15 protein-coding genes are annotated in these 17,188 nt (G+C 36.3%); 10 read left to right on the plus strand and 5 right to left on the minus strand.

Translation table 11 applies throughout. The features are described 5' to 3' along the window. Positions 1–180: 180 nt before the first annotated feature. Positions 181–648, minus strand: coding sequence for a CYTH domain-containing protein (locus H4K33_RS09815; protein ID WP_182648403.1), 468 nt, complete (start codon positions 646–648; stop codon positions 181–183). Positions 649–728: 80 nt separating this feature from the next. On the opposite strand from H4K33_RS09815, the gene H4K33_RS09820 reads away from it, so the two are divergent. Beyond that, complete coding sequence (locus H4K33_RS09820; RefSeq protein ID WP_182648405.1) at positions 729–2,804, plus strand: site-specific recombinase; 2,076 nt, start codon at positions 729–731, stop codon at positions 2,802–2,804. Between the two features lie 43 nt (positions 2,805–2,847). Here the strand turns inward: H4K33_RS09820 and H4K33_RS09825 are convergent, their stop codons facing one another. Next, entirely contained in the window at positions 2,848–4,707 is a 1,860-nt protein-coding gene (locus tag H4K33_RS09825; RefSeq protein ID WP_182648407.1) for a monovalent cation:proton antiporter-2 (CPA2) family protein, read from the minus strand. 222 nt (positions 4,708–4,929) lie between these two features. Between H4K33_RS09825 and dinB the strand changes: the two genes are divergently transcribed. The 9 genes from dinB to H4K33_RS09870 all read left to right on the plus strand — a co-directional run bounded on the left by dinB (position 4,930) and on the right by H4K33_RS09870 (position 14,214). Further along, positions 4,930–6,003, plus strand: coding sequence for a DNA polymerase IV (gene dinB, locus H4K33_RS09830; RefSeq protein WP_182648409.1), 1,074 nt, complete (start codon positions 4,930–4,932; stop codon positions 6,001–6,003). Between the two features lie 17 nt (positions 6,004–6,020). Continuing rightward, on the plus strand, positions 6,021–6,923 hold the full coding sequence (locus H4K33_RS09835) for an LD-carboxypeptidase (protein WP_182648412.1): 903 nt from the start codon (positions 6,021–6,023) through the stop codon (positions 6,921–6,923). A gap of 9 nt (positions 6,924–6,932) precedes the next feature. Beyond that, positions 6,933–7,292: a YraN family protein gene (locus H4K33_RS09840; RefSeq protein ID WP_182648414.1), complete on the plus strand. Its 360-nt coding sequence runs from the start codon at positions 6,933–6,935 to the stop codon at positions 7,290–7,292. Positions 7,293–7,467: 175 nt separating this feature from the next. Next, positions 7,468–9,906 (plus strand): TonB-dependent receptor, encoded by a 2,439-nt coding sequence (locus tag H4K33_RS09845; RefSeq protein ID WP_182648416.1) that lies wholly within the window; start codon positions 7,468–7,470, stop codon positions 9,904–9,906. A 127-nt stretch (positions 9,907–10,033) separates the two neighbouring features. Further along, positions 10,034–11,149: a PepSY-associated TM helix domain-containing protein gene (locus H4K33_RS09850; protein WP_370576672.1), complete on the plus strand. Its 1,116-nt coding sequence runs from the start codon at positions 10,034–10,036 to the stop codon at positions 11,147–11,149. Between the two features lie 90 nt (positions 11,150–11,239). Then, positions 11,240–11,650 (plus strand): BrxA/BrxB family bacilliredoxin, encoded by a 411-nt coding sequence (locus tag H4K33_RS09855; RefSeq protein ID WP_182648420.1) that lies wholly within the window; start codon positions 11,240–11,242, stop codon positions 11,648–11,650. Positions 11,651–11,719: 69 nt separating this feature from the next. Further along, positions 11,720–12,451: a 1-acyl-sn-glycerol-3-phosphate acyltransferase gene (locus tag H4K33_RS09860; RefSeq protein WP_182648422.1), complete on the plus strand. Its 732-nt coding sequence runs from the start codon at positions 11,720–11,722 to the stop codon at positions 12,449–12,451. 79 nt (positions 12,452–12,530) lie between these two features. Continuing rightward, on the plus strand, positions 12,531–13,529 hold the full coding sequence (locus H4K33_RS09865; protein ID WP_182648424.1) for an acyl-ACP desaturase: 999 nt from the start codon (positions 12,531–12,533) through the stop codon (positions 13,527–13,529). A gap of 34 nt (positions 13,530–13,563) precedes the next feature. Beyond that, the gene (locus H4K33_RS09870; RefSeq protein ID WP_182648427.1) at positions 13,564–14,214 is read left to right on the plus strand and encodes an HD domain-containing protein; all 651 of its coding nucleotides are present in this window, start codon (positions 13,564–13,566) and stop codon (positions 14,212–14,214) included. Positions 14,215–14,414: 200 nt separating this feature from the next. Here H4K33_RS09870 and pyk read toward each other — a convergent pair whose 3' ends face one another. From pyk to rnc, 3 genes are all read right to left on the minus strand, one after another. Further along, positions 14,415–15,845, minus strand: a complete 1,431-nt coding sequence (gene pyk / locus H4K33_RS09875; protein WP_182648430.1) for a pyruvate kinase — start codon at positions 15,843–15,845, stop codon at positions 14,415–14,417. A gap of 5 nt (positions 15,846–15,850) precedes the next feature. Then, positions 15,851–16,339 carry an IPExxxVDY family protein gene (locus H4K33_RS09880; RefSeq protein WP_182648432.1) on the minus strand — a complete coding sequence of 163 codons (489 nt, stop codon included), beginning with the start codon at positions 16,337–16,339 and terminating at the stop codon, positions 15,851–15,853. A gap of 98 nt (positions 16,340–16,437) precedes the next feature. Further along, positions 16,438–17,184 carry a ribonuclease III gene (rnc, locus tag H4K33_RS09885; protein ID WP_182648434.1) on the minus strand — a complete coding sequence of 249 codons (747 nt, stop codon included), beginning with the start codon at positions 17,182–17,184 and terminating at the stop codon, positions 16,438–16,440. Between the last annotated feature and the right edge of the window lie 4 nt (positions 17,185–17,188).

Consider the following 17,188-nt stretch of genomic DNA (forward strand, 5'->3'; position numbering starts at 1 on the left):
AACCGCACAAGAAACAACTACTTTTGACACACTTCTTACAAGAAGAAAAAAAAATAAAAAATATTTTTTAATCGAAAACGTCCTCCATAGACACTGAGTTTATGGAGGACGTTTTTTTGTTTGCAAAATGATGCTTATAGCACTACACCCAAGTGAAACTGTTCTAAAAGGGTATTTCTTTTACCAGGTTGTAAAAGGATGATTAGATAAATAAGAGTTGTAATACTCAATTTTACCTGTCACCTCTTCTCCTAACCATTCTGGTTTTTCAAAAGGTTCATTTTCGTCTTGAAGTTCTATTTCTGCCAGAATAAGACCTTCGTTTTGACCGTGAAAAACATCGACCTCAAAATGATGTGGTCCGACAGGAATGACATATCTTGTTTTAGCGATGATATGCTCTTCACATAAATGCAGCAGCGCTTCCGCTTCTTTTAAATCGATCTCTTTTTCCCACTCAAATCGAGAGGTACCAGAAGCATTGCTTTTCCCTTTAATTGTCAGGTAGCCTTTGTCATTTTTTATGCGAATTCGTACAGTTCGATCTGCATGACTGTTGAGGTAACCTTGCGCAATTGTATTTTTTGAATGTGCTAAGGTTTCGAAGTTTGTACTTTTGGTAAGAAATTTTCTTTCGATTTCAATCATAGGATATAAAATAAAGGCGTAAATTTATGCCAAGTTAGTCTCATTTCATCCTAACTGTTAAGAAAAAAATATATTTTTAAATGAAATTAAGATATATACTACAATCCCCTCAGGGAATTGAAGAGCTTTTTAATAAATATGTAGTTGACGGTAAAATATATACAAGTGAAGATATTTCGTTTTTAGTCGACCTTGTACACATTTTTCGACCTCGAAATATAAAGAAAATTAACCGAGTTTCCATAGATTCTTTTACGTCATATTTAAAAACACACGAAGTTGAACGCTTGGCTCTAGTTGAGTATTTGAAGGATATACTTTCGAATAGACGCTTTAGTCGAATGATTTCTGATGCGGGTATTTTACAAGATTCGGATTTTTTCTATGAGGTAAAAAAAAGGTTGTGGGCAAAGGTTCTTCCCTATCAACCAGAAAAGGATACCTATGAGTATGTGTTAAATCAAGTGTTTTATAAGCATACGGATGCCGCTTGGGTAGATTTAATTCCCGAGGAGCAATTGCTCGAGCTTTTTGATCAGCTCAATTTTCAAGATATTTTCGCTAAAGTATCCGATGAATCTGTCATGGGAGAACTTTTGAACTCTATTGGTTTGATCACGCAGCGCATGAGTGGAAGAGCAATGGAAAGCTCCATCATCAGTATGGTACCGGAATATTCTCATTTTGAAAGCCCTTTTTTGGCTTTAGAAAAGGAGTTTATGGAAGTAGCCTCTAGTATCTTAAAAGGGAATACAAAATACCTAACGCCTAGTGATATTAATTGTAAGCAGATTAAGATCTTTCACAAGCAATGTCTTGATTTTGTAAATCAGGCATTTAAAAATAGTTCCAAGTATGGAATCTCTATTAAGGTCAATCAAAGCTTGCTTCGTTTAAGACAGCAGCTACAACGTATAGATGTACTATTGTCGCTGATTATCATTGAAGGAGAAGATATTGAGGTTGAAAAAAAATCGAAAACGATTCGATTAGCTCGAAAGTTGATCGATTACAACTGTTATAAATACAATGTCTCGGGATTAATCAAGGAGAGTACGCAATTGATTTCCTATGAAATCACTCAACACACGGCTAAAACGGGTGAACACTATATTACCAAAACAGCGGGTGAATACTGGCATATGTTTAGAGGATCAATGGGCGCAGGTATAGTGGTTGGATTTATGTGTATACTCAAGTTGCTGGCACATAAATTGGATGCGAGTATCTTTGGTCATGCCATGTTGTATAGTTTGAATTATGCTCTGGGATTCTGTTTAATTTATTTGTTGGGTTTTACCCTAGCAACAAAACAACCCGCTATGACCGCAGCGGCGATTATTAAAGCCATTGAAGATGGTCAGAAACAAAATGTGGACAGTGCTGATAAGCACATTGGATTTGCCAAGCTTTTTGCTCGATTGGTGCGTTCTCAATTTATTGCTTTCATCGGAAACGTAATCTTAGCGTTTCCCATAGCACTCTTATTGATGTGGGGATTTGACTCTGCTTTTGATATCAATTTAGCGCAGAAAGAGTGGAAAGGCATGTTAATAGACGCTGATCCTATTGAGTCTAAAGCCTTGTTTCACGCAGGTATTGCTGGTGTTTTCTTGTTTTTGTCTGGAATTATTTCTGGTAATGTATCGAACAGAAATAAACACAATCGCGTGTTTTATCGCATTCAAGAACATCCTTGGTTAAAACACAATTTTGGTATTCAGCGTTCTACAAAAATCGCCAATTGGGTAGATACAAAATGGCCTGGAATAGCATCGAATATCTGTTTCGGTTTATTTATGGGAACTTGTGGTGCAATTGGTACATTTATAGGGTTAGATATTGATATTCGACATATTACCTTTGTGAGTGGAAATATTGCTATTGGGTTTTATGGTTCTGGATTTGAAGCGCCAACGTCGTTGTTAGTTTGGGCATTTATCGGAATGTGGTTGATCGGTTTTATGAACTTTATTGTAAGTTTTGGTTTGTCTATTTTACTTGCCTTCCGATCGAGAAATATTCCTTTCAAAGAAACCAGAGAGCTTGCTTGGGCAGTTCTGAAATACTTCAAAAGTTTTCCGATGGAATTCTTTATACCTACAGGAGGTACTGTTGTGGAACAAACAACAGATAAAACACAGGATAAAAAATAAATAATAGCAAAGAAAAAGGAGGTTTGAAAAAACCTCCTTTTTTTTATTCTGTAGACGTTGTCGTGTCTTTTGCTTCTCTTTTGTGGCGTAAACTGTCCTTTAATAAGTTAGATTGCTGTTCAAATTCAAGTCGAGATACAGTGATATAATCTTCTAAATTATGGATGTTTTTTGCTAATTTTCTCAACGAAGCACGGTCACTACTAATAAATAGTTCACTTTGCGTTCTAGCTTCTTCATGACTTAATCCTAGTTTCTCTAGCATAATAGTTCCCACATAAACCGCAGTAAAGAAATTTTCTCGGTATACTTCTGTAAAGCCATCTTGCAGGTATTCGTATGCATTCTTTCTGTTTTTTGCTCGAATGATCACTTCAACATCAGGGAAATTTTTGTGTAGAACTTCAACTAAGTGCTGGTTGACATCTGGCGGATCCATTGCTGCAATCACGTAATCTGCTTTTTCAACCCCAATTGATTTTAAAATATTGATTGAGGTCGCATCTCCATAATAAACATTAAAACCTAATTTTCTCAAGTGATCCACGCGTTCTGCATCATTGTCTAAGACCAAGATCGGAATATCGTTTGCTTGTAATAAACGACCGATGGTATTTCCAAAATCTCCAAATCCAGCGATAATGATTTTTTTGTCGGCGCTAATATGTGATAGATCGTCATAAGGTTGATTATGAGTAGGAGATGAGGTTAGGCCGAGGTAAGGACTAATCCACTTTTCATTTAACAACATTAGGATCGGAGTGACCACCATAGATAAGGCTGTCGTTGCCAATAAATAATCATACCAAGTTTGATCGATGATATTGATGGTTTTTCCCAAAGCTAAAATTACAAAGGCGAATTCACCAATTTGCGATAGTAAAATAGCGAACAGGAAAGATTGATCTTTAGGGAATTTCTTCCATTTTCCGATCGCAAATAACACAATCGCTTTTATAGCCATTGATCCTAGCAACAGAGAAAGGATAATTAGGGGTTCTTTTGTAATAATTTCGAAGTTAATGGTTGATCCTACAGCGATGAAGAAAATACCGAGTAACAAGGCTTTAAAGGGTTCAATATCACTTTCCAATTGATGTTTATAGGGGTTGTTTGCCAAAACTACACCTGCAATAAATGCTCCTAACGCCGGACTTAACCCTACTTCTTGCATTAAAAGAGATACTCCTATAACCAATAATAAGGCAGAAGCAGTGTAAATTTCGCGTATTTGTAAGCGACCTACCGATTTAAAAAGAGGATTAACAATGTAATTTCCTACCAAGAAAATAACTGTAATTGCTCCTAAAATAGCCATGGTTTTCATCAAAACCGGTTGACCATCAAGCATACTGCTATTCGTTGTCGAAATGGGTATTTTTTTAGATACAGCCAATAATGGAATTAACGCCATAACCGGGATTACCATGATATCTTGAAAGAGTAGCACAGCAAAACTCGATTTTCCTACATTGGATTTGTTTAGTCCTTTTTCTGAGATAGTTTGAAGGATAATCGCTGTTGACGACATGGTCACAACAAATCCGATGGTAATGGAGGTTCCTATAGTAAGTCCAATAGCAAAATAGCAAACTGCGGTTGTGATGAGTGTAGTACCCAAGGCCTGAGCAGTTCCCAATCCGATTATTTCTTTTCGAATTTTCCAAAACTCTTTAGGATCTAGTTCCAATCCTACAAGAAATAACATCATGACTACACCAAACTCTGTGGCATGCATAATATCTGCTCCATCTTTTCCGACAAACCCCAGAACAAACGGGCCAATTAAAACTCCTGCAAAAAGATATCCTAAGACGGAACCCATTCCCAGTTTTTTTGAGATAAGCACACAGATTACTGCAGCAAATAGAAAAATAAAGGCTTGTACTAAAAATTCATTCATTTTACGCTGTAATTTTTACATTAAAACAACAAAATCAAATCTAAAAGAGCAACTAACATTTTTTAGCATAAATAAGGTATGCTTGCTCGATAAATATTTGAAATATATACAAATTTAAGGAATAGCACTTGGATATAAACAGAAAAAAGTAAAAAAAAACTCGCTTTTTTACGGTTGTAAAAACTGTTTTTTTTCGGTTATTTTGACATATTAATTGGGAAGATGAGTCGAAAGATAATACATATTGATATAGATGCGTTTTACGCTTCGGTAGAACAGTTGGATAATCCCGAATTGAGGGGAAAAGCTCTTGTTGTTGGCGGAAGTAGTGAACGAGGAGTTGTTGCTGCTGCTAGTTATGAAGCTCGTCAATATGGTGTGCGTAGTGCGATGAGCGGAGTTTTGGCTCACAAAAAATGCCCTCACTTGATTTTTGTCCCTCCCCGTTTTGATCGTTACAAAGAAATTTCCAGACAAATCCGCGCCGTATTTTATGAATACACGGATTTAGTAGAACCTCTAGCTTTAGATGAGGCTTTTTTGGATGTTACAGAAAACAAAATCGGCTGTCCGAGTGCGACTTTAATTGCTCAAGAAATCCGACAAAAAATATTCGAACGTACACAACTTACTGCTTCGGCAGGGATTTCAATTAATAAATTTCTAGCCAAAGTCGCTAGTGATTACAATAAACCTAACGGGCAAAAGACCATTAATCCCGAAGAGGTTGAAGCTTTTTTGGAAGCTTTAGAAATAAAAAAGTTTTTCGGAATAGGCAAGAAAACAGCTGATCGCATGTATCATTTTGGTATTTTCACCGGAAGAGATTTGAAAGCAAAATCACTCGAGTTTCTAGAAGAACACTTTGGAAAAGCAGGTAAAGCGTATTATTTTATTGTCAGAGGAATACACAATTCACCCGTTAGCCCAGATCGACTCGTCAAATCTGTAGGAACAGAACGTACCTTTGATGAAAATCTAAGTTCTGAAGTTTATCTTGAAAGTAAATTGACCCATATAGTCGAAGAATTAAGCCTGCGACTGAAAAAACAAGGTCTCGCAGGAAAAACGATTACGTTAAAAATAAAATATGCCGATTTTGTACAACAAACCAGAAGTATGACATTTCCTTACTTCGTTGCGGATGCGGGAATTATTCTTGCTTGTGCCAAAGAATTGCTGTACCAAGAAAAATTGCAAAACTCAGTCCGGTTGATTGGCGTATCTTTGACGAACTTAAACAATAAAAAAGTAGCTAAAAAACCTGTAGCTGTACAGTTGCGTTTTGATTTTTAAGTGTAAAAACCCCTGTTATGAAATATACCACACCTCCTTATTTAAAAAAAGGCGACAAAGTAGCCATCGTTTGCACGGCTAGAAAGTTTGCTGTAGAAGAAGCTCAACCTGCTATTGAATTACTCCAATCTTGGGGTTTACAAGTAGTGTTGGGAACAACAATCGGATTGGATAATTTTCAACTTGGTGGAACGGATCAGGAAAGAGTTGACGATTTTAATGTGCAACTAAACGATCCAACAATTAAAGCGATTTGGTGTGCACGTGGCGGATATGGGACAGTTCGTATCATAGATGCTATTGATTTTACGTCATTTCTACAACATCCGAAGTGGATTATAGGATTTAGTGATGCCACTACTTTACACAGTCATGTACATAATCTAGGCGTGACTACACTTCACGCAATCATGGCCTTTAGTGTTCCCTTAGCAAAAGAAGAATCGAAAAATTCACTGCACAGCGCATTGTTTGGTGAATCATTGCACTATGTTATAGATCGCAATACTAAAAACCGTAACGGACAAGCCTCAGGTCAGCTAGTTGGAGGAAATTTATCTATCCTATATAGCTTACTCGGCTCGGCTTCTAGTATGGATACCAAAGGAAAAATTTTGTTCATTGAAGATCTGGATGAATACTTATATCACGTCGATCGCATGATGCAAAATCTCAAGCGAAATGGCATGTTAAAAGACTTAGCAGGTCTTGTTGTTGGTGGAATGACGGATATGCACGATAACTCCATTCCCTTTGGCTATAATGCACAAGAAATTATTCTCGATGTAGTAAAAGACTATGATTACCCTGTAGTATTTAATTTTCCTGCCGGACACGGCGCTTCCAATTGGGCTTTGAAAATGGGCACTATTGTTGAACTAAAAGCAGATGACAATCAGGTGACTGTCGCTTTTAGTTAAAACAAAAGGATGAGTAAATCTAAAGAATTAGGAAAACTAGGGGAAAATTTAGCTGTCGATTTTTTACAAGATAAAGGCTATCGCATCATAGAGAGAAATTGGATCTATAAAAAAGCAGAAGTAGATATCATTGCAGAAGTAGATTCTTTTTTAGTATTTGTGGAAGTAAAAACGAGAAGTTCAACTGATTTTGGACGTCCTCAGGATTTTTTAAAAGCACCTCAAATCAAACGCTTAATCACCGCTGCAAATGCTTTCACAACAAAATTTAACAGAAAAGAAGAAGTTCGATTCGATATAGTAGCTATAGGTATAAGAAAGTCTAAACCTAAAATTGAGCATATTGAACGGGCTTTTTATTGGTTTTGAGTAGAATATACGAGGTATTTAAAGGGTATTTTATGTTTTTGTAAGTAACTAATGACTTTTGATGTATTTACTGTAATTTTCTTATATAAAAAAAGTCTAAATAAAGTTTGTGGATTATTTAGAATCACTTTACATTTGTAGCGTTTTTAATAAGTCTAAATAACACAATTTCAGAATGAAGACGTATACTACCTTGTTAGTTACCATTTGTGGAGTGATGGTAAGTTTCGCTCAAGACATCACAATTAAAGGAAGAGTTGTAGATGAGGTGAATAAACCTTTGCCTTTTGCTACTGTTGTTCTTGGTGAAGGACAAACTGCTGTTCAAACCAACGAAAATGGAGAGTTTAAGTTGAATAATGTTCAAAAAGGAAAACATGTAATGAAAGCTTCTTTTGTTGGATATTCAACCTCCCAAAGAGAAATTACTCTAGCAAAAAACGAAGAAATTGTGAACTTTCTATTGGTGGCAGATAGCCAATTGGAAAATATTACAGTGTATGGTAGAAGTAATAAAAACGTAAAAAATCTTCAGTATATTACGCGTTTACCACTTGGATTACAAGATCAGGTTCAGTCGATTAGTATTGTTTCTGAACACGTAATTAAAGAACAAGGAGCCTTGACAATTACTGATGCAGCGCGTAACGTTGCGGGGGTAACTCAGTTTTCTACCTATGGAGGACCATCAGAAAGTATGTCAATGCGCGGATTTAGAGGAACACCCGTATTGAGAAATGGAGTTGGAATGGACTCTGACTTTAGAACAGCTTCTGCAATTGCGGATATGCAAGGTGTTGAAAGCGTTGAGGTAATCAAAGGTTCTGCTGCAGTATTGCAAGGAATTGGAAATGGTCTTGGTGCTGCTGGTGGAGTAATCAATATGGTAACTAAAACGCCAAACTTCAAAAACCACAGAGAAGTTGGATTTAGAGTTGGAAGCTACGGTCAAGTAAGACCAACTGTTGACTTTGAACAAGTATTAGATAAAAAAGAAACGGTTTCTTTCCGCTTCAACGGAGCTTATGAAAGAAATGATGGATGGAGAACCTTTGTAAATAACGAACACTTTTATATCAACCCTTCATTAACATGGAAAATCGATAACAAAACTAAGTTAACGGTTGAAATGGATTACCTAAATGGTGATTATGTATATGATAAGGGAACGGTAAATCTAGGACCAGATTATGCAAACGAATTGTATAAAATGCCTCATAATAAATTTTTAGGTTTCAAAGGAGACTCTAAAAAGATTACAATGCAAAATTATGTAGCGCGTTTCGAAAGACAATTGACTGAAAAATTGAGCTTTAGAACTTCGTATACTGCATCAATTTACAATGAATATGGTCGTTCTACTAACGTAACCACGGTAAAACCTAAAAAAGAAATAGGGGATGATTGGAGCCAATATGGCGATATCAAACGCACGGTTTCTATGGGACAATCAGATGATTATAACTCTGTGTTTCAGGCAGATTTAATCGGAAAAGATATCTTTACAGGAATCCTAAAACACACGTTCCAAATTGGTTTTGATTACAGACAAACCAAAACGATTGGAGGATCTGCAGCAGGTAAAGTTTGGGGAAAAGATAAAGACGGAAATGACGCTTTAATTGATTTTAGAAGTGATATTAACGTGTTAGGACCTATCGATAATATGCTACCTGACAATATTATCTACGGAGATATTGCAACAACAAGAACGATGTCGCCAACAATTGGTTTCATGGCACAAGATTACATTGCTATTGGAGATAAATTAAGCGCAATGTTAGGTCTTCGTTATAGTCGTTTAAACGGGAATACAACAGAAAATGCTACAGTGGATCGTTGGAATCCAATGTTGGGATTAATTTTCAAACCACAAGAAAATATCAGTACATTCGCTTCTTATACTACGACAAGTAGCTTGAGACAATCAAATAAATTGTTACACGGAGGTGGATATGCTGGAGCATCAGATATTAAACAATTTGAGTTTGGTTTTAAATCAAACTGGTATAACGATCACTTAGGGGTAAACTTTACTTACTTTTTCATCAATCAAAGTAATTTAGTAGCGCCTTATATCAATCCTGAAACAAACGAACAATCGAAAACAGAAAGTATCTTAGCAGGAGATCTAAAACGCAACGGGTTTGAGTTGGAAATCAACGGTAAAATCACGAATAATTTAGAAGTAATGTTAGGATATGCTAACCTATACGCTAGATATCAAGATAGCCCTCAATATGTGGATGGTTCTGCGCCAATGAATGCACCAGAACACACAGCGAATGGATGGGTAAGCTACAAGTTTGATCAAGGTACTTTAAACGGATTGTCAGTAAGTGCTGGAGTTTACTTTGTAGGCAAACGTCCGGTTAATGAATACAGCAGAACCTTAGATAATAGCCACAATACAAACGTAAACGTAAGACCATTTGACATGCCAAGCTATACAACAGTGAATGCACAAGCGGCTTATACTTACAAAAACGCTACGTTAAGTGTTTTCATGAATAATCTATTCAATGAAAGAGGATATACTTCTTACTTCAGAGGTGGATATATCAATGAAATTGCACCAAGAAACTTTGCTGCGCAATTGACGTATAGATTCTAGTGTTATCCTTTAATTAGTGTCATTATAATTGAAATAATAATTACAAACACGGTTTTATTAGTAAAATCGTGTTTGTTCGTTTTAAATCCTCATGAAGACAAAAAAGACATCACCCTTTCGAAAACTGATGAATGACCTACACCTTTGGTTAGGTATTGCAAGTTCTCTTATATTATTTGTGGTTTGTTTAACAGGGACCATTTACACGTTTAAGACAGAAATTCAAGAATGGCTTGAGCCAAATCGCTATGCATTTGTTGCTCCAAGCGATAGTCAGGTTAAACCCGTGGCAGAATTAGTGCAACTTGTTGAAACATCAACGCAAGGAAAAGTACAGCGCGTTACTTTAGTAAGCAAAGAGGGTAAACCTTTTGTTTTTACCGTGAGCAAAGGTGAAGAAGGAAAAAGAGGTGAGGCCGTACATGTTAATCCCTTTACAGGAGAGATCCTAGGTACAGGAAAAGGACCTGCAGATGAGTTTTTCATGACGGTTTTTAAATTGCACCGTTGGCTGTTGCTCGATTCTTCTATTGGGCGCCCTATCGTGGGAATTGCAACGATCATTTTCTGTTTCCTTTCTATTTCAGGATTAATCTTGTGGTTTCCCAAGAAAATTAAAGGATGGAAAAGTATTAAACCTGGATTCAAAATTAAGTTTAGTGCAAACTGGAAACGCATCAATCACGACTTACACAATACACTTGGGTTTTATACCTTATTGCTTGTGTTGATCATGTCCTTGACTGGATTGTGTTGGTCTTTTGAATGGTATAGAAATGGATTAAGTAGTGTATTAGGAGCTAAGGTTTTTGGCGGACGTGATGAAGTAAAACCAGAATCAGTCGTACAAGATAAAAAAACCATTAGTTTAGAAGAAGCAATGGCTATTGCCAATAAAGAAATGGCTTACGAGTATCGCACTTTAGCCGTAAGTATACCAAAAGATTCTCTTGGAACGTATGAAATCAATAAAAATGAATTGGCGCGATGGAATGAAACCGTAAATGATCGCGTGTTTATTGATCAATACTCAGGTGCTGTTATCAAGAAAGAAATTTTTGCCGATAAATCTGTCGGAGAGAAGATCGCTGGTTCAATTAGAGCGTTGCATTTTGGAGATATTTATGGCTCATTTTCAAAAGTGATCTATTTTATAACGTGTTTGATAGCAACATCCTTACCAATTACAGGTATCTTCATTTGGTTGAATAAAATGAAAAAGAAACCAAAAAAGAAAGCATAGGATATCTTGGGAATACTTTAGCATTGAAAGTGGACAAAATAAGAGAAAAAGTGTAACTTTGTTATTGCAATTTTAATTAAAGGTAATAGTATGTATCCAGAAGAAATAGTAAAACCAATGCGTCAAGAGTTAGTTGATGCAGGATTTTCAGCATTATATACAGCAGAAGAAGTAGAAGCTGCTTTAAGTAAAGAAGGAACTACATTAGTAGTTGTAAATTCAGTTTGTGGTTGTGCGGCGCGTAATGCACGTCCAGGAGCAATCATGAGTTTAAACGGTGAAAAAAAACCAGCGCAGATCGTAACTGTATTTGCAGGTGTTGATAAAGATGCTGTTGATGCAGCTCGTCAACATATGTTTCCTTTCCCACCATCATCACCTTCGATGGCTTTGTTTAAAGACGGTGAATTAGTTCACATGTTAGAGAGACATCATATTGAAGGACATCCTGCAGAGATGATCGCGGAGAATTTGATCGACGCATACAAAGAATATTGCTAAAAAGAGACCACCTTCTATAAGGTGGTTTTTTTTTAAAGTGTATATTTGCTCAAGATATACATTGAGCTAATGCAAAAAATAATTTCATATCCTTTATCAGTACTATTCGTTATCTGTTTGTTACTTGTACTCCTATTCTTTCACGGTGTACAGTGGTTAGCTTTTAACCTTTTTGGGTATAAAGCACATAAAAAAGTGGTAGATTGTATGGTATGGTGGATCATGTTGTGTACGGGTATTCTAGGAACTTCTTACCGCGTTTCAAAAGAGGAAGAGTTACCTACTGATAAACCGATTATCTTCGTTGCCAATCATCAAAGTATGTTTGATATACCGATGATCATTTGGTTTTTTAAACAAAATCATCCCAAATTTGTAAGTAAAAAAGAACTGGGCCAAGGAATCCCTAGCGTGTCCTATAATCTAAAACACGGAGGATCCGTTCTCATTGATCGAAAAGATGCTAAACAAGCACTAACCGTTATTCGTGGATTAGGCCAATATATTACAAAATACAATAGGGCCGCCGTTATTTTCCCTGAAGGGACGAGAAGTCGCGATGGACATCCAAAGCGTTTTTCCGAAAATGGGGTTAAAATGTTATGTAAGTTTTCGCCAGATGCTTATCTTGTTCCCTTGACGATTAATAACTCTTGGAAATTATTTCGATTTGGAAAATTTCCTTTAGGATTAGGAGCCAATATTAGTCTTTACGCACATAAACCAATGAAAATTAGCGACTACTCTTTTGAAGAATTGTTCGCTAGAACAGAGGAGTTAGTGAAGTCTAAAATAGAATAATGAATACTAATTCTCGCAGTTACTCCCAAACAAACTAAACCAAACCCAAGAGCTAGTTGCGAAGCAAAAACAAATTGAAATGTCAACACACAATGTTCGTCTAGAAGTGATGCACTTCTTGGAAAAAAATATAGATAGCTTCGTTGATGATTATCTAATACCTGTGGAGAAAATTTGGCAACCTTCTGATTTACTGCCCAACTCGGAAAGTGAAACATTTTTAGAGGATGTCAGAGAATTGAGAGAATACGCTAAGGAATTGCCCTATGATTTTTGGGTGGTCTTAGTGGGTGATACCATTACAGAAGAAGCTTTACCTACCTATGAATCATGGTTGATGGATGTTGATGGAGTTAATCAACGCGAAGGTGAAAATGGAAATGGATGGGCGAAATGGATCCGTCACTGGACAGGAGAAGAAAATAGACACGGAGATTTACTTAACAAATACTTGTATTTGTCTGGGCGTGTAAACATGCGTGAAGTAGAAATTACAACACAATATTTATTAAATGACGGTTTCGATCCAGGAACAGATAGAGATCCGTATAAAAACTTCGTGTTTACGAGTTTTCAAGAGTTAGCAACCTATATTTCACACAATAGAGTAGGGAAATTAGCAAAACAATATGGGGATCACAAATTAGCTAAAATTTGTCGTTTGATTGCGGGAGATGAAATGCGTCACCACCATGCTTATTCAGAATTTGTAGATCGCATTTTTAAAGTGGACCCAAGTGAAATGTTGTTGGCTTTTGTCGATATGATGAAACGCAAGATTACCATGCCTGCAAACTTGATTCGCGAATCAGGAGGAAAGATGGGAGACGCTTTTGAACAGTTTTCAGATTCCGCACAGCGTATAGGTGTATATACAGCTATTGATTATGTCGAAATCATGCAGAAATTAATAGATCGTTGGGAAGTTGCAAAACTTACTGGATTAAATGATGAAGCAGAAAAAGCAAGAGAATATTTGATGAAATTACCTGCTCGTATGTTGCGTATTGCTGAAAGAATGAACGTTGGTAAGGAAGAGCATATTTTTAAATGGGTACAACCCGCTATTATTAAATAGTTTACAGTTGACGGTGAACAGTTTACAGTAAAACATGAATAAAAAAATTGAAGCAACTATTGCCTTTGTTAAGGAAGAGCTAAAGCATGCTGAAGGAGGACACGACTGGTTTCACATCCAACGTGTGTACAATAATGCGCTCAATATTTTAAAATTTGAACCCGATGCTGACGCCGAAGTGGTGCAATTAATTGCTTTGTTACACGACATTGCTGATAGTAAATTTCACCAAGGTGATGAAACTGTTGGGCCTCGTAAAGCAAAAGAATGGTTGGAATCGTTGGGCTGTGATGCTAAGGTAGTGGATCATGTTGTGAAGGGAATCGAAAATATCTCTTACAAAGGGGGGAATTTCAATCAAAAGTTCACTTCTAAGGAGTTGGAAATCGTTCAAGATGCCGATCGCTTAGACGCAATAGGGGCCATCGGAATTACTCGTGTATTTAATTACGGAGGTTTTAAGAACAATGCAATTCACGATCCAGAACAAGCACCTCGCTTTGGGATGACCAAAGAAGAATACAAAGCGCACAAAGGAACGTCAATTAATCATTTTTACGAGAAATTACTACTTTTAAAGGATTTAATGCATACGACCGAAGGTAAGAGAATGGCTGCAGAAAGACACCGGTATATGGAAGGTTTTTTAGCCCAATTTTATGCGGAATGGCAAGGAGATAGATAGTTAAGGGTTGTCTGTTAACGTTTAGCAGTTAAATCTACAGACTAGTTCAAGAGCTCCTTAATCGAAAAAGTTGAAAAAGCAAAATAGGTCATAAAAAAAGGAAATCAATTCGAATTGATTTCCTTTTTTCGTTTATTTTGGATGAGTGCTTTTCAATTCTGATTTCTCATAACTGATTTCTCATAACTGATCACCGATCACTATTTAATCTCTGAAATTCTCAGCGTATTTACCATTCCTTTTTCAACAATAGGCATAGCAGCTAGGTTGATAACCATATCTCCCTTTACAGCGTGTTTCTTTTCTACAACCATGTTATTGATATCTTCAATGGTTTCGTCTGTACTTACGTATTTGTCATAGTAGTAAGCCTGTACTCCCCAAAGCAAGTTTAACTGCGTTAAAATGCGCTTATTTGAAGTAAAAACAAGAATGTCACTGTTTGGACGCCAAGCAGAAATTTGAAAAGCGGTATATCCACTATTTGTTAAGGTACAAATTGCTTTTGCTTCGATATCATTAGCCATTAATGCTGCGTGATAACAAATGTTTTTCGTGATATAGCGATTCGTTTTAATTGTAGGCGGACTTTGCGGTACATTGATTAAAGGAGAATTTTCAACACTTTGGATAATTTGTGTCATTTTCTCAATTACTTGTACAGGGTAACTACCTACAGAAGTTTCTCCAGATAACATTACTGCATCAGCACCATCCATAACAGAGTTTGCTACGTCGTTTACTTCCGCTCTTGTTGGAGTTAAGCTTGAAATCATTGTTTCCATCATCTGCGTGGCAATGATAACAGGGATTCGAGCGTTTTTCGCTACTTGAACCAATTGCTTTTGGATCAAGGGAACTTCTTGTGCTGGAATTTCCACACCTAAATCTCCACGAGCAACCATTAAACCATCACAGTAAGCAACTAATTTATTAATGTTTTTTACCGCTTCTGGCTTTTCAATCTTTGCAATAATCGGAATTTTGTGTTCTGAATGTTGTTTGATGATCTCTTGTAAGTCCAATAAATCTTCTGGAGTTCTAACAAAAGACAAAGCCAACCAATCTACCTGTGCTTTAATAGCAAAAATAGCATCATTGATGTCTTTCTCCGTTAAAGCAGGTAAAGATACCTTTGTCATTGGTAGGTTTACTCCTTTTTTAGATTTTAAAGGACCTCCTTGAATCACTTTGGCAACCACTTCATCTGTATTGTTTGTAGAAACAACTTCGAAAATTAGTTTACCGTCATCTAACAAAATAGTTTCTCCTGCATTTACATCATTAGGAAACTGTTTGTAGTTCATGTAAACGCGTTTTGCGTCTCCTTTAAACTCTTCTTTTGTAGAAAAGGTAATTGTGTCGCCCGGATTTACAACTACATCTTCTGCCATAATTCCTACGCGCAATTTTGGTCCTTGAAGATCTCCTAAAATAGAAGTTGTATAACCGTATTCTTTATTTAATTCTCGGATAATATCGATTTTCTCTTGTACATCGGCGTAGTCAGCATGTGAGAAGTTAATTCTAAATACATTGACTCCGGCTTTAATCATGTTGTGTAACACTTCTTTTGTTCCTGATGCAGGACCTAGTGTTGCTACAATTTTTGTTCTTTTTTTTGCTACCATATTTTTTAAAAAATTAGGTTGTTTTTCGATTTAATCGCTTCTACTCGAATTTCGTATGCAGTAGAAATTACTTTTATTGATTTTAACTTTTCAATGACTGCGCCAATTTCAAATTGTTCATCTGTATTTTCAACTTTTAGAAAGTAGTCCACCGTTTTGTGTTCCGGCAGGAGATACCCTTGTTTGCTAATGGTTGAAACAACATATTGAAAAAGGGGAGAAGCCATTTGAGACTCAGGAAGTATAAAAGCTTTATTCGATACAAGTTTCCACAAAACATGATAATCTGGATCGTCGTATTCAAATAAGGAAAAGGAAGCTAAGCCTTGATCCGTTTCAATTTCAACATCATGTGTGGTGCGTTCTAAATAAAGACCTAGAATAGTATTAATAAGATAGGTAACTTTAAAATCTTCCTTGCGCGAAGAATGGATCGCTATCAGACTATAGTTTTCAGCTTCAAAATCTTCTAATCTTAGAACTACTGGTCCCATTTGTTTATTCGTTAGATACAAAGATACGACTTTTATAATTCAAACAATATGTAGTTATTTAGAAGAAACATTAAGTAAATGTTAATTGATTCCCCAAATTAATGGTTTATTTTTTCCTGCAACGCAAAATACGCACGTTGCGAAGCTTTTTCCTCCGCTTTTTTCTTGGAGGTTGCTCTTCCTTTAGAAACTAACTTGTTGTCTATAAATAGTTTAACTCCAAAATATTTCACATCTTCATTTGAAGTGTCTTCGTAAGCATCAAATTTAAATGTATGTTTTGTCTTTTGACACCATTCGATAAGTAAACTTTTGTAACTCGTGATCTTGGTCTCTAAGACGTGTATATCCGTAATGGTAGAAATTAGGCGTTGGTGGATAAATTTTTCACAAGCAGGATAACCTTGGTCCAAGTAGATGGCTCCGATTAAGGCTTCTAGAATATTACCGTGAATGTTTTCTCCAAATTGTTGGTTTCCCATTTTGCTTTCCACGATATCGATTAAATCTAAACTCTTACCGATGGAATTTAAGTTTTCTCGACTTACAATTTTGGATCGCATTTTTGTTAAGTATCCTTCGTCACCGCTAGGCACTTCTAAATAAAGGTGGGAAGCAACTACAGCATTTAACATTGCGTCACCTAAAAACTCTAATCGCTCGTAATTAATGGGATTTCCTTGAGAATCAACAATATTCATTGAGCGGTGAGTGAACGCCAATTTGTAATAGTTGATGTCTAAAGGCTTTGCTTTGGTGATCTGAGATATCTTACGACAAAAATTCCCGTCCTTTTGACTTGGACGGGAATTTTTAAATATTTTATTTAATACATTACTCAACATTACG

Source organism: Myroides sp. WP-1 (assembly GCF_014145635.1).
Taxonomy (GTDB): domain Bacteria; phylum Bacteroidota; class Bacteroidia; order Flavobacteriales; family Flavobacteriaceae; genus Flavobacterium.

What these genes read in the sequence shown, in the direction of transcription:
- H4K33_RS09815 (WP_182648403.1), bottom strand. Translation starts at nt 648, where the DNA reads ATGATTGAAATCGAAAGAAAATTTCTTACCAAAAGTACAAACTTCGAA.
- H4K33_RS09820 (WP_182648405.1), top strand. Translation starts at nt 729, where the DNA reads ATGAAATTAAGATATATACTACAATCCCCTCAGGGAATTGAAGAGCTT.
- H4K33_RS09825 (WP_182648407.1), bottom strand. Translation starts at nt 4,707, where the DNA reads ATGAATGAATTTTTAGTACAAGCCTTTATTTTTCTATTTGCTGCAGTA.
- dinB (WP_182648409.1), top strand. Translation starts at nt 4,930, where the DNA reads ATGAGTCGAAAGATAATACATATTGATATAGATGCGTTTTACGCTTCG.
- H4K33_RS09835 (WP_182648412.1), top strand. Translation starts at nt 6,021, where the DNA reads ATGAAATATACCACACCTCCTTATTTAAAAAAAGGCGACAAAGTAGCC.
- H4K33_RS09840 (WP_182648414.1), top strand. Translation starts at nt 6,933, where the DNA reads ATGAGTAAATCTAAAGAATTAGGAAAACTAGGGGAAAATTTAGCTGTC.
- H4K33_RS09845 (WP_182648416.1), top strand. Translation starts at nt 7,468, where the DNA reads ATGAAGACGTATACTACCTTGTTAGTTACCATTTGTGGAGTGATGGTA.
- H4K33_RS09850 (WP_370576672.1), top strand. Translation starts at nt 10,034, where the DNA reads ATGAATGACCTACACCTTTGGTTAGGTATTGCAAGTTCTCTTATATTA.
- H4K33_RS09855 (WP_182648420.1), top strand. Translation starts at nt 11,240, where the DNA reads ATGTATCCAGAAGAAATAGTAAAACCAATGCGTCAAGAGTTAGTTGAT.
- H4K33_RS09860 (WP_182648422.1), top strand. Translation starts at nt 11,720, where the DNA reads ATGCAAAAAATAATTTCATATCCTTTATCAGTACTATTCGTTATCTGT.
- H4K33_RS09865 (WP_182648424.1), top strand. Translation starts at nt 12,531, where the DNA reads ATGTCAACACACAATGTTCGTCTAGAAGTGATGCACTTCTTGGAAAAA.
- H4K33_RS09870 (WP_182648427.1), top strand. Translation starts at nt 13,564, where the DNA reads ATGAATAAAAAAATTGAAGCAACTATTGCCTTTGTTAAGGAAGAGCTA.
- pyk (WP_182648430.1), bottom strand. Translation starts at nt 15,845, where the DNA reads ATGGTAGCAAAAAAAAGAACAAAAATTGTAGCAACACTAGGTCCTGCA.
- H4K33_RS09880 (WP_182648432.1), bottom strand. Translation starts at nt 16,339, where the DNA reads ATGGGACCAGTAGTTCTAAGATTAGAAGATTTTGAAGCTGAAAACTAT.
- rnc (WP_182648434.1), bottom strand. Translation starts at nt 17,184, where the DNA reads ATGTTGAGTAATGTATTAAATAAAATATTTAAAAATTCCCGTCCAAGT.